Source organism: Aporhodopirellula sallentina SM41, from assembly GCF_000346505.1.
Taxonomy (GTDB): domain Bacteria; phylum Planctomycetota; class Planctomycetia; order Pirellulales; family Pirellulaceae; genus Rhodopirellula; species Rhodopirellula sallentina.
The window spans coordinates 1-12,188 of sequence record NZ_ANOH01000201.1; the positions used below are offsets into that span (position 1 = coordinate 1).

11 protein-coding genes are annotated in these 12,188 nt (G+C 58.0%); 4 read left to right on the forward strand and 7 right to left on the reverse strand.

Annotated elements, in window-relative coordinates; translation table 11 throughout:
- The 3 genes from RSSM_RS34735 to RSSM_RS12990 all read right to left on the reverse strand — a co-directional run.
- Positions 1-345, reverse strand: a 345-nt coding sequence (locus tag RSSM_RS34735) for a hypothetical protein (protein ID WP_236621123.1), incomplete at its 3' end; no start/stop codon positions are given.
- A gap of 497 nt (positions 346-842) precedes the next feature.
- Entirely contained in the window at positions 843-1,190 is a 348-nt protein-coding gene (locus RSSM_RS12985; protein ID WP_008679211.1) for a P-II family nitrogen regulator, read from the reverse strand.
- Positions 1,191-1,558: 368 nt separating this feature from the next.
- Complete coding sequence (locus tag RSSM_RS12990; RefSeq protein ID WP_044302459.1) at positions 1,559-2,929, reverse strand: ammonium transporter; 1,371 nt, start codon at positions 2,927-2,929, stop codon at positions 1,559-1,561.
- 1,176 nt (positions 2,930-4,105) lie between these two features.
- Between RSSM_RS12990 and kdsB the strand changes: the two genes are divergently transcribed.
- The gene (gene kdsB / locus RSSM_RS13000; protein ID WP_044302458.1) at positions 4,106-4,858 is read left to right on the forward strand and encodes a 3-deoxy-manno-octulosonate cytidylyltransferase; all 753 of its coding nucleotides are present in this window, start codon (positions 4,106-4,108) and stop codon (positions 4,856-4,858) included.
- A 68-nt stretch (positions 4,859-4,926) separates the two neighbouring features.
- Here kdsB and trpD read toward each other — a convergent pair whose 3' ends face one another.
- Positions 4,927-5,934 carry an anthranilate phosphoribosyltransferase gene (gene trpD, locus RSSM_RS13005; RefSeq protein ID WP_008679221.1) on the reverse strand — a complete coding sequence of 336 codons (1,008 nt, stop codon included), beginning with the start codon at positions 5,932-5,934 and terminating at the stop codon, positions 4,927-4,929.
- Between the two features lie 143 nt (positions 5,935-6,077).
- On the opposite strand from trpD, the gene RSSM_RS13010 reads away from it, so the two are divergent.
- Both RSSM_RS13010 and RSSM_RS13015 read left to right on the forward strand, forming a co-directional pair.
- Complete coding sequence (locus tag RSSM_RS13010; protein WP_008679223.1) at positions 6,078-7,022, forward strand: nucleoside hydrolase; 945 nt, start codon at positions 6,078-6,080, stop codon at positions 7,020-7,022.
- A 271-nt stretch (positions 7,023-7,293) separates the two neighbouring features.
- On the forward strand, positions 7,294-8,088 hold the full coding sequence (locus RSSM_RS13015) for a TerC family protein (RefSeq protein WP_008679225.1): 795 nt from the start codon (positions 7,294-7,296) through the stop codon (positions 8,086-8,088).
- Positions 8,089-8,177: 89 nt separating this feature from the next.
- Here RSSM_RS13015 and RSSM_RS13020 read toward each other — a convergent pair whose 3' ends face one another.
- Positions 8,178-9,605, reverse strand: a complete 1,428-nt coding sequence (locus RSSM_RS13020; protein ID WP_052336041.1) for an efflux RND transporter periplasmic adaptor subunit — start codon at positions 9,603-9,605, stop codon at positions 8,178-8,180.
- Between the two features lie 169 nt (positions 9,606-9,774).
- Between RSSM_RS13020 and RSSM_RS32455 the strand changes: the two genes are divergently transcribed.
- Positions 9,775-10,077, forward strand: coding sequence for a hypothetical protein (locus RSSM_RS32455; protein ID WP_052336042.1), 303 nt, complete (start codon positions 9,775-9,777; stop codon positions 10,075-10,077).
- 281 nt (positions 10,078-10,358) lie between these two features.
- On the opposite strand, the gene RSSM_RS13025 is transcribed toward RSSM_RS32455, so the two are convergent.
- Both RSSM_RS13025 and RSSM_RS13030 read right to left on the reverse strand, forming a co-directional pair.
- Positions 10,359-11,927 (reverse strand): efflux RND transporter periplasmic adaptor subunit, encoded by a 1,569-nt coding sequence (locus RSSM_RS13025; protein WP_008679231.1) that lies wholly within the window; start codon positions 11,925-11,927, stop codon positions 10,359-10,361.
- On the reverse strand, positions 11,920-12,188 hold a 269-nt coding region (locus tag RSSM_RS13030), incomplete at its 5' end, for an HlyD family efflux transporter periplasmic adaptor subunit (RefSeq protein ID WP_144059777.1). The genes RSSM_RS13025 and RSSM_RS13030, both read right to left, overlap by 8 nt.

Below are 12,188 nucleotides of genomic sequence, written 5' to 3' on the forward strand. Positions count from 1 at the left end.
TCGAATTCCGATACGTGAGTCTCCCGATTTCTGTAACGAATACGACATGTTGACTCGAACGTCGTTGACGGAGTCACCGTTCAGATCGATGTCTTGTGACCCGGAGTCAGAGTGAGAGGTTCCGCTTGCGACAACGCTGTTGCCAACGTGAATGTCATCGTTGGACGAGATGGAAATACCGTTTCCGGTACCTGGATTAAAGACAGAAATAAAGAGTGACTCATAGTCGATTGTTCCCGTGATCGTTTCGGCGGCGGATATCGTCGGGAGAAGGCACGCGAAAAGTTGTAAGCCCACAAACATGCAAGCGTGACGGGAGAGTCGGGGGCGAACGAAAGGTAACATTCATAGCTCCAGTGGCGAGTGGTTGATCCAAAAAGAGCTGGAATGCTATCGGTGTACAGGTGTGTTTGTTTTAGGTTTCGGTTGAGAAAAGATGAAGACACGAAGTGATCACATCGTCAAAGGGAGCGCGCCATTGTTTTGATGTGAATTCTAGATGTCAGTAACCAACCGAGGAGCGGAGCGACCGACTCTGCCCGGAAAAGTCGCCAATTTGGCTCACTTCGACGATCGACGCCTGTGTCCAAAATAGGGCACTATGAACGAGTCGAATAAGTTTGGGGGGGGCCCGACGCCTCAGCGTTTTCTCCTTCAACGCACCCGCAGACGCCAAAGAGGATGCGTTGACTTGTCACTTGGGAGGCGAACGTGGAATGCGTTTTCGACGTTCAAAATGAGCGACTTCCTTCGCGTGTCAAACGCCACACTTCATTGGTGTTTGTATGCAGGCACGCGCGGAGGAATGAACGTGACGGGGCAACCGACTGGCTGACTGGACGCTAGATCGCGTCGCTGCCTCGTTCTCCGGTGCGGATCCGGACGCAGTCGTCCATCGGGAGCACGAAGATTTTGCCGTCGCCGAATTCGCCTTGATCGCTGCTGCGTCCTCCTTCGAGGATAGCATCGATCGTCGGCTGCACGAATTCTTCGTTAACGCCGATTTGCAACTGAACCTTTCGCAGCAGGTTCACGCCGTAGTCGCGGCCACGCATGCCTCCGGTCTGGCCTCGTTGTCGACCGAAGCCTTGGCAGTCGACCACCGTCAGCCGGTGGACTTCCACTCGCGTGAGGGCTTCTTTGACAGCGTCGAGCCGCGAGGGTTGGATGATGGCAATGATGAGTTTCATCGTAGGTCAAATTTCCCGTTCATTATCTTCCGCCTGAGGATCTCATCCCGCGTTTTGGGTATACCGAGATGCTTTGGGGGTGCCGAGGAGGTCGTCGCGACGCAGCCGGGGCGGTGTGAAAAAACAACTCGACGAGATCGTTCGCCGAGAATAGCCGATCTGGCGGCTGGGGCGAAGATGAGGGAGTGCTGCCCATAACGCAAAAAAACCCCGACCCGCAACGAGTGAGGCGGACACTCGTCACGGGCCATTGGGGCCTTCTTCTGGCCCAGGCAAGAGCCGAGAAGATCAATGTACCGCAGGCTGCTGCGCCGCCGGACGTGTAACGGACATCCGGCGACGAAGCTGCGGTGGGTAGATCAACTGGATCAGGTGATAGCACCACCTGTGATCGCGTCGGATGGGTAAGCGTGCATGCCGTGCTCGCTGATATCCAATCCGGCTTGCTCTTCTTCTGGGGTAACTCGGAGGTGACCGATTGCTTTGAGCACACCGAAGACAACCGACATGGTCACGAATGCCCAAGCACAGATCGAAACAGTACCGATCCCTTGTGTCACGAAGCCTTCGAAAGCCGTTGGGAAGTGAGTGTTCGGGAAGATACCCATGGTCATGCAACCCCAGACACCGCAGACGCCGTGGACAGGGAAGGCACCGACGGGATCGTCGATCTTCAGTTTGTCCAAGGCGATGATGCTGAGGACGACGAGGACACCAGCGATGCCACCGACGACGATCGACATCGTGTTGCTGAACGCGTCGCAGCAAGCGGTGATACCGACGAGGCCGCCAAGTGCACCGTTAAGGCTCATGGTCAAGTCGGGTTTGCCGAACAGGCCCCAGCCGACGAAGGTTGCGATGAATGCACCGGCGGCAGCGGCCAGTGTGGTGTTCACAGCGATCAAGACGGTTGCGTCGATATCGCCAGTGCCTTGGAACGCGAGTTGGCTACCAGGGTTAAATCCGTACCAACCCACCCACAGGATGAACACACCCAGGGCAGCGAAAGCAACGTTGTGACCAGGAAGTGGTACCGATTTTCCGTCGGCGGTGAAGCGACCGAGCCTAGGGCCGAGGAAGATAGCTCCCGCCAAGCCGGCGAAACCACCGACTGCGTGAACCACTGCCGAACCCGCAAAGTCTTGGAAGCCCATATCGGCGAGGAATCCACCTCCCCACTTCCAGTAACCGCTGATCGGGTAGATCAAACCGGTAAGAATTGCACTGTAGACGAGGTACGCGGTGAACTTCATACGGCCGGCAACAGCACCCGAAACGATGGTTGCGGCGGTAGCGGCGAAGACGGCTTGGAAGAACCAATCGGCTTGCGGCGAGAACGTACGACCGGGGTCGTCACTGGTGTAGATGCCCGATCCACCGAAAGCGAACACTTTGCTGACGGTTTCCGCGTCTGCTTCGCTCATGTAGGACGTCGGATACATGATTCCGAATCCGACAAAGAAGAACAGCAACGCACCGACCGAGAGGTCCATGACGTTCTTGGCGAGAATGTTAACGGTGTTTTTCGCCGAGTTCAGGCCGACTTCGACCATCGCGAATCCGGCTTGCATAAAGAGCACCAGGACGGCACAGATGAACAACACGGCGTTGTCGAGAGCGTAACCAACGCCTAAATCAGCATCATCACCCGCGTCTGCAACTTCTGCGACTTCCGTGACTGCAGCGGCTTCTTCCTGAGCCGAAGCGACAGACGCGAGTGATGTGCCGATCCCTATCATCCCCACAATGATGATCATCATCAGCCAAGACGAACGAAAGTTCGTCCAGCGAAATCCTGGTGTTTGCCCGATTGGGCTTTTCAAACTTCGAATCATTTAGTCTTTCCTTCTCAAAGACGGTTTATCAGTTGGCAGCGGTGCGGTCTCGCTATCAATGCGTCGACCTTTCAACACTTCTGCCGATCAAAACGTGCAATTTTGCTGCACATCGCGGTTCAACCGACCGTCCAACTCCTGCCCGGGCCATCCGTAATCGCTCGTGAGTGTCAGGTTGATCAAAACGCTAGCAATTTGCGTTGACGTGACCGTTATGCAGGATGGGGGCCAAAACGTGACTGAATATGACAAATGGTTTCGTAAGTTGTTGTCGCTTAGTGGTTTGCGAATGTGAGAAAAATGTGAAGGTAGATTCAAGTCTCTTGGGGAGCACCCGTGTTGCTAATCGTGTGGGCATGCGAGCCTAGAAAGTTGGCGTGGCGAGCATCCGGATTGGGCACGTCGGGTTGGAAAACCATCGCTGAGCCGGTTCCTAAGGAGGCCGTTTCGCTGTATCGCTCACTTTTCGAGCAGCGAGTTTTGAGCCCCTCACGTGGGTACGCCTAATTTGGACGCCTTGAAAATCGCGGGCGGTGGCGGAGAGATTGGAAAACGCCACGTTTTCTCGCACAATGGACTGCCGGGAGGCGGCCGGATCGCGGGTGCCTAGTAAATGTGCACGTCTGCGTAAAGTTTGTGTTTTCCGTGCAGTGGTGGTTTGTTCGCCCGAGCGGTTGGGTTAAGGCGGTGCAATGCGGGGCAGCGGTTTTCTCCTTCGCTGGGATGGCCTTGGGTGGTGTGTTTTCGATTCCCGTTGCTGGACTCGCAATCCATCGGTTTCCCGATCGGGATCGCAGACCGTTGCACGTAGGACTTGGAGTTCAGGCCGTAGCGAAAGTCGCCAAGACTTTCGTCGATTCACAAGATTCCGAAAATCATGGGCCGCCGAAACTCTTGGCGAGTTTCGATACCAAAAAAGCGCGGCAGCGTCGAAAGGTGCTTGCGATTGGGCGCGACCGCGACTGGGCATCGGAATCAAATTCACTTTTGGTACAACGGGTGTCTCATCTCCTCGGGACCTCATGTTCCGTCGCCGAGGGGTGCCAAGGATTGACGACACCCGCGTGAAGAGGCTGCCTGATGAAGACTATGATTGTGATTCCCGCCCGTTTGGCGTCGAGTCGGTTGAGCGAGAAGCTGCTGCTGCGAGCGGCCGGTAAATCGGTTTTGCAGCACACTTATGAGGCCGCGAAACGAGCGAGCGTGGCGGATCAGATTATCGTGGCCGCGGATGATCCACGGATTGTGAAAGAAGTGGACGGCTTTGGCGGCGAGGCTCGGTTGACGGACGTGAATTGTCAAAGCGGCACTGATCGGATCGCGGAAATCGCTCTGCTGCACGAGGACGTGGATATCTTTGTGAACGTCCAGGGCGATGAGCCGGAGATTGACCCAACCGCGATCGATGCGGTCGCCGAATTACTGCAGCAGCGGCCCGATGCCGACATCGCCACGGCGGCCTGTCCGATCGCTTCGATGTCCGCCCTGGAGGATCCCGGCTGCGTCAAAATCGTAATGGGAGATGCCCAGCGAGCGATCTATTTCAGTCGCTCGGTGGTTCCCCATGTTCGTGACGGGGGAGCGGAAACGTTGCTCGGGGCGGAGCCGACGATTTTTTGGCATCATCTCGGGCTGTACGCGTACCGCCGCGATTTTTTGCTGTGGTTCGCCACGCAGCCGCCTGGAAAATTGGAACAGGTCGAGAAGCTCGAGCAGTTGCGGGCGATTGAGGCTGGCAAACAGATCGTGGTCGCTTCGGTGCTCCCGGCGGCTCGCGGGATCGACACGCTCGATGATTTTCGCGAGTTTCGCGATCGCGTGGAAGGAGCGTAAGCGGCTCAGGCTGTTGCAGGCTGTCCGTTGCCAAGCTGTCTGTTGCCAAGCCGTCCGTTACGAAGCCGTCAGTTGCAAAGTTGCTGGAGTTTTTCGGTTGCTGCTCCGTCGTCGATGGCTTGGGCAGCGATCGCGGCGGCGTCTCGGAGTTTGTCGGTGCGGCCGACGAGCATCAGTGCCGCCGCACAACCCGCGACGACGGTGTCGCGCTGCGGTCCGAGTTTGCCGGCGAAGACGTCCCGGATCACGTCGGCACTCTCGGCCGGATCTGCCACAACGAGTGAATCGGCGTGGGCGGGAACCATGCCGAAGTCTTCCGGCGTCCAGAAATGGCTCTTCCGCTCGGCTCGGTTGACTTCGATGCAGTGTGTTCCGGCGTCGAGCGAGACTTCGTCTTGACCGTCTTCGGCGTGAATCACAAAGCTGCGTTGCGTTTCCAATTCGCTCAATGCCGCCGCGATTTTGGCTTGGTTTTGTGGGGATGCGGTTCCGAGCAATTGGTGAGTCGCGCCGGCGGGGTTGCATAACGGGCCGAGCAAATTGAACAGGGTCGGAACGCCGAGGCTGCGACGGATCGCAACGACGTGTCGCATTGCTGGATGCAGTTTCGCGGCGAAACAGAAACAGACACCGATTTCGTTCAGGCACCGAGCGACCTCATCGGCGTCGGATTCAATCTTCACGCCGAGGTGTTCGAGCACGTCGGCCGAACCGGTCCGGCTGGTCGCGCGGCGGTTTCCGTGTTTGGCGACGGCGACCCCGCAGGCGGCGGCCAGGATTGCGACCGCGGTCGAGATATTGAACGTTCCCGAACCGCTGCCTCCGGTGCCGCAGGTGTCCAGCAGGATATCGCGATTGTGATCGATGCGTGTCATGTGTTTTCGCATCGCGGTGGCCGCACCGACGAGTTCACTGACGGCTTCGCCTTTTTCGCGAAGTGCCAGCAACAATTCCCCCACGCTCGATTCCGGTGCATCGCCGCGCAACATGGCATCGATGAGTTCGCCGGTTTGTTCTGCGGTGAGATCGACACCGGACCGGACGGTCGCGATCGCGGTGGGGAAGTCATTGCTCATGTTCAATAATATCGTTGCGTGAGGGGGATCCTCGGTGTGGGGTCCCGAAGATGGCATGGGGCCGGAGATGGGGCGGGTGCCGAGGGCACTGCGTTGAAAGTCCCCCTCTTCTTTGTGGCGAGAGGAGTTCTTAAACTAGAAGAATGTCACGAAAAATCATACTCGACTGTGATCCCGGGATCGACGACGCGGTCGCCATTACGATGGCTTTGTTCGATCCACGACTCGACGTCCTCGCGGTAACGGCAACGGCCGGGACGGTGGATGCGGCGCAAGCGAATACGAATACGTCCGCTATCATCAGCAAACTCGATCCGGCCCGCTACCCGAGGATCGGTACGGCGGTCGCGCCGCAGGATGCTCCGGTGGTTGATGACATTCACCTCAACGGTCCGGACGGGCTCGCCGGTTGCGGTTTCCCATCGGCGACGCGGCAAAACGATCATCCGAGTGACAAAGTGATGGCGGATCTGATTCGCCGCTATCCGGGTGACGTGACGATTGTTTGTCTCGGACCGCATTCGAACTTGGCCCGGATGCTGCGCCGCGATCCGATGTTGATCCCGATGATCGATAAAGTCGTGATCAGCGGTGGAACGGTGGCTCACAGCGGGAACGCGACCGCGGTTGCGGAAATGAATTTCTTCTTCGATCCGCTCAGCGCGCAGGAAGTGTTTGCGTCGCCGACGACGAAGAGCATGGTGCCGCTTGACGTGACCGATTCGATCACGTTCGGGTTGGATTTGATGGAAAAACTGCCCAGCGAGAATTCTCGTGCGGGCGAATTGTTGCACAAGATCCTGCCGTACAAGTTCCGAGTCTCGCATCAGAAACTCGGCCGCGAAGTGATGCCGTTGCAGGATGCGGTGACGTTGGTGTCGTTGCTCGAACCGGAACTGTTCCAGTGGGAAGAGATGGCCGGTGACGTCGAGGTGAAAGGGACCCTGACCCGCGGCATGACGTTGTTCGATCGACGACTCCGTCCGGAATGGAAGGAGAATTTGGAGGTCGCCCGTCGGGCATCGACCGCGGACGTTCGCGACGCCATCATTCGAGGATTACGCTACGCCGGACAGCAGACTTCGTAGCGGCAATCGCATCGACGCAGGCTGCCGCGGAGAGCGTCGCTGAAGTTCCGTCTATCGGAGCCTACGTGTTGGCTGGGTGTGTGTCGCCCGCGTGAACGTGCTTTGGATCTTCAACCGGATCTACCGCGGGGGTGTGAGCTGGTTTATGAATACTCGCTGGCTCGGTGAGACTGGGTGTTTCGCTGGAGCGGATATCTAGGTACAAACGACGCGGCATTTTTTCGCACGCTCGTCATCGATCCGCTCCCCTCATCTATCCGATTACCTAGCCATGGCCGAACTATTTTCGATTTCAGGTTTGTTCACGCTCGGGATGCTTGTGGTCCTGCAAGCCGTGCTCGGTTTCGACAATTTGCTTTACATTTCGATTGAGAGCAAACGGGTCGAGGAAGACAAGCAATCCATGGTTCGCAAGTTCGGCATCGGGCTCGCGATCGTGCTGCGAATCGTTCTGTTGTTCATCGTGGTCAACGTGATCAAAATGCTCGAGGAGCCGTTCTTTGAGATTCACAACGGCTACGTCGACATGGCGGTTTCGGGGCACAGTCTGATCGTGTTGTTCGGGGGAGCGTTTATCTTGTGGACGGCACTGAAGGAGATCTACCATCTGCTCGCCGAGCCGGACCTCGAACACGGTGAGAACACGGCAAAATCGAGCGTCGGCAAGGCGATCACGTTGATCGTGGTGATGAACCTTGTTTTCTCGTTCGACTCGATTCTTAGTGCGATGGCATTAACGAAGAACCTGTGGATCATGTCGGTCGCCATCATTATCTCCGGTGTGTTGATGATCGTGCTCGCTGATCGTGTGGCGACGTTCTTGAAGCAGAACCGAATGTACGAAGTGTTGGGGCTGTTTATCCTCTTCATCGTCGGTGTGATGTTGGTCAGTGAAGGTGGCCACCTCGCTCACGTGGTTCTGTTCGGCCATGAAGTTCACGCGATGGCGAAGAGTACGTTCTACTTCGTGTTGGCGATTCTGATCGTGGTCGACGTCGTTCAGGGCCGCTATCAAAAACGACTGCTTGCACGCCAAGACCGAATGCAAGAAAAGGCCGCCGCCTGAGTTGTCCCACGGTGCGACGATCGCCGGCGTTTCGTGACGCGGGCAAACTCGTTTCCGCCCGCTGACAACGCCTGAAGATGCCGCGTCGTCTACGTGGCGTGTTGGGCGGTTTGGTGTGCTTCGTAAACCGACCGAACCCATTCGCGTAGGCGGCTGGCGATGGTTTGGGATCGATAACCGCAATCGACGAACATCCGCATGCCGACGGGAAGGTCCGAGGCGTCGGGGACGACGGCAAGCCAAGCGTGGAAATGCGGTTGCAGCATCCGGAGTTGGTCGCTGTCGCTGTCGTCGCGATCCTGACGTGTCGCCAACGGGCCCCCATGAACCGATGCGAGGGCGGGTTCGATCAAGCGGTCCGTGGCTCGCGGTTCGATCCGCGTCAGCCGGGAAGTGAATTTCCGATGACCGCTCGACACCAGCCTGACGTTTTCGCCAACGCAGGCTCGGACGCGGTCAATGTGTCGAGGAGTGATCAGGGCGATCCATTCACGGTCGGTGTCGTCGGCGACAACCATGATCTCGTCGCCTTCCTCGACGTACGTTTCAATCATCGTGTCGAGTTGCCGTGCGATCACGCGTCCGTGGTTTGGGGCGCGGATGGTGAGTGATTCGATGCGGTCTTCGATCTGAGCGATCTGTTTCTGCAGCGACTCGGCATGACGACGCAGCACGTGGGTTTTGCCTTCGTTGAGTTCACCGGCGGCCTGTCGTTTTTCGACGGCAACTCGGTCGTGCTCGGCCTGGAGCTGACGCAGTTGGCAGCGGAGTTCTTCGTTACGCATCGTTACCAGCGGCGTGCCCTCTTGGACGGTTTGGCCATCGCGCACGTGAACTCGTTCGATGAATCCGTTGGCCGGCGATCGGATGCTCGAAGTGGCGGCATATCGCGAGATCACCGGCGCCCGCACACGCGAAGGAATCGGGAAAGCGAACACGACCGCTAACCCGACTGCCAACAATCCGCCCCCGATGATCACACCTCGATAGAATCCGATGACGTTGTGTCGTGCCAGGAATCCCATGTACTGCAACATGCGTCCGACCGGACGACCGACCCACATTGCGATCCCGACGGCGGTAATCAGAATCCCTGCGCCTTCAAACAGAGTCGACGCGGTGATGGCCAGGCAAACGCAAACGCCAAAACGCCAAACGATCGCGGCGACGGCGTACACCGAAACCAACATGCCACGCCAACCGGACAGTTGACCGTGTCGGGCTGACTCGCCGATGATCCATCGTTTGCCGAAACGCTCGAGCGTTTGCGATGCTTCGGATGCGAGGTTGGGGATGTCGACGGCGTCGGCCAAAATGAAGTAGCCGTCGAATCTCATCAACACGTTGGCGTTGAAGAGGAGCGTCGAGATCCCAGCGGTGAGGACGACGCTGTGCGAGACGCTGCGCACGAGCGGATCGTCCACGATCAGGAAGACCCACGCCGCCGCCGCGGCAATACAACACTCGACAAACATCCCCGCCGCCGAGACGCCGATGCGCGACAGTTTCGACGGCATTCGCCAGCAACTCGATACGTCGACATAGGCGAGTGGCGCGAGCAAAACGAAGACGACCCCGCACCGGCTGACTTCGCCGCCGAAACGATGACAGGCGATCGCGTGTCCGAGTTCGTGGACGATTTTTTAATGCTACCCAAATGCCGAGCATCCAAACCCAACGGCCTGGGTGAAAGATGTTTTCGGTCTCGCGAAGGAACAGATCGCGGTGTGTGAGAGCGCCAACCAATGCAGACAGCATCAACAGTACGCCGGCAAACACCATTGGCCTGGACAGCAATGGCGACAACGCACCGGCGAGTGCCTTCACCGCGTGACCGCCACCGGGAATTGGTACTTTGATCCAGAACGGGTTGAGCCGACCGAGCAGCTTCCACGCCGATTGTTGGTCGGCTCGCGCGGAGGCGGATCCGACGTCGGAATCACGAACGGGCGGGCGATCACCGGCGAGGTAAGCAATTTCGTTGTCTAGCAGCCAACGCGCGATCTCGCTGGTTTCTTTCTCTGTTGGTGCATCACGACCGAGTTCCGCCGCCGCGAGCGAGCAGGCTTGGGCGAGCGTTGGGTTGCCATCCAAAAGGGAACACAGATAGGATTCGCGGTAGCCGACGCGAAAGAAACGATGTTGGCCTTCGATTTCAATCCGGTAGACCGTTTCGCCGCGCTCGCGAACCGGCCAAACCCGAACGTCGGGAGCGAGGCACAGCTTCTGTTGGTTGAGTTCGACGATCGACGACGAGACAGTACGCATGGCTAGATTCCCACCCAATTACGCAGTGCGAACCAGGGACGATGCAGCAGATTCCAACCGATCGGATGCGTTTCTCCGTAGATCGTTGCCCGCCCACGCATGCCTGGTTGCAACCACCCCGATTCGTTGGGAACGCGAACTTCCGCGATGAACACGTTGTCGTGCTCCTGCAGTTCGGCTTTCGGGTGAACCGTTGTGATTTTCCCGATGAAGGTTTTTTCAGGAGCAGCGTTGGTGTAGAACCGAACCGGCATGCCTTCGCGAACATGCGTGACCTCCGATTCGGGGATCCAAATTTCGACGTTCATTTCGGCGAGCGGCGCGACTTCAAAGAGTGTCTCGCCACGCGACAGCGGCGTGCCTTCGCGACTCCGCCAATCGCCGCTGACGATCATGCCCTCGATCGGACTGCGGATCTCCAAATGGTCACGGCGGTGGGCGAGCAGTTCTGCCTTGGCGGTGAGCCGTTCCGATTCCAATTGCGCGATCTGTACGGAACCGAAATCGTGCTGGGCGACGTGACCCTTTCGCGTTTGCATCGCCTGTTCGAGTTGCGATTCGATTCCCGCGAGTTCATATTGCAACTCGCGCGGGTCGATTTCAGCCAAAAGTTCCCCTTCGGCAACCAGGTCGCCCGGTCGAACGTAACAGGTTTGCAGAGGACCATCGAACGCCGCCGCGACGAATCGACGTTGGACCGGTTGCAACTCGAGTTTCGCGTCAATGGTGTAAGTCGCCGGCGCGAACATCAGCAAGGTCACTGCGATGGCGGCACAAAACACGATGCGTGACCCCGATGGTGACATTCGGATGAGTGAACGAAGTGTCGATTGCAGTCGGCCGCCTTGGTGTCGGCGGATCGAGAGCAGTTTGCTCGAAAGTGGGCTCGACAGGGCATCGAGGAAATAGGCCGCAGCCGGTTGGCGACAGTTGAGCGTCATCAGGACACCGCAGACTTCATCGGTGTCATTGATTAGGCAAATGCCAACGAAACATTGAGCGGAACTTTCGTTGACGTATTGATCGATTGCCATCATGCCGCCACGTTCGGAGGCGTCGGCGGAATCCTCGAGGGGCCAGTGCTTGGTACGCCCGTGGATCGCCAATTCTTCCGCGGCGGCGACCCTCATCGGCTCGCTGGACTTTGTCAGAGATGTTCTATCTGCAGATGCTGTGGCGAGGCACCTCATGGAGGCGTCGGGTGAATCTCGCCAACAAACCGTGACTTCGTCTGCGTCGAGAATTTCGGCGAGGCGATGGACGAGAGCGCGCGATGCGTCTTCGATCGTGTCAGATTGGTCGAGTTGCGATTGCAGTTCGATAGCGGCTGCCAAGAGCGCGTTCTCGGTATCGCTCGGTTTGCTCGGGGCGATTGGTGCGATTGGGACGCTATCCGACACGTTTTCGTTTGTGTCTGACGTTGCCTCGGCCAGAGCCTCCATCGCCGCATCGATCGCGCAATCCACCGCCCCCTCGGCTTCTAAATCGGGCGTCAATTCAGGTGACGCGGACAGGGGCGTGGGGAGCACCGGGATCGGTGTCGACGGTTGAACGGGGTTGGGATCAATCACGGAACGATCCTCCGAGATCCCATCGGCAAATCACTCCGCTGAGTAGATCGCCCTTGGGGTTTTCGATGCGGAGCGTGACGCGTACGGAACCACTTTCGGCGTCCGCGACCGGGGAGATGATTTCGATCGTGGCGTCGACCGGCGTTTGTTTGCCGGAAACGTAAACCTGAACCTGTTGGCCTTTGACCAACGTGTTGATCCGAGACAGCGGCACTGAGAAGATCGCACGCAACCGGTCTAACTGAACGACTTTCAAGACCA

Bases quoted from the DNA above. Each gene is read 5' to 3' on its own strand.
- RSSM_RS12985 (WP_008679211.1), bottom strand. From the start codon at position 1,190: ATGAAACTCATCATTGCCATCATCCAACCCTCGCGGCTCGACGCTGTC.
- RSSM_RS12990 (WP_044302459.1), bottom strand. From the start codon at position 2,929: ATGATAGGGATCGGCACATCACTCGCGTCTGTCGCTTCGGCTCAGGAA.
- kdsB (WP_044302458.1), top strand. From the start codon at position 4,106: ATGAAGACTATGATTGTGATTCCCGCCCGTTTGGCGTCGAGTCGGTTG.
- trpD (WP_008679221.1), bottom strand. From the start codon at position 5,934: ATGAGCAATGACTTCCCCACCGCGATCGCGACCGTCCGGTCCGGTGTC.
- RSSM_RS13010 (WP_008679223.1), top strand. From the start codon at position 6,078: ATGTCACGAAAAATCATACTCGACTGTGATCCCGGGATCGACGACGCG.
- RSSM_RS13015 (WP_008679225.1), top strand. From the start codon at position 7,294: ATGGCCGAACTATTTTCGATTTCAGGTTTGTTCACGCTCGGGATGCTT.
- RSSM_RS13020 (WP_052336041.1), bottom strand. From the start codon at position 9,605: ATGCCGTCGAAACTGTCGCGCATCGGCGTCTCGGCGGCGGGGATGTTT.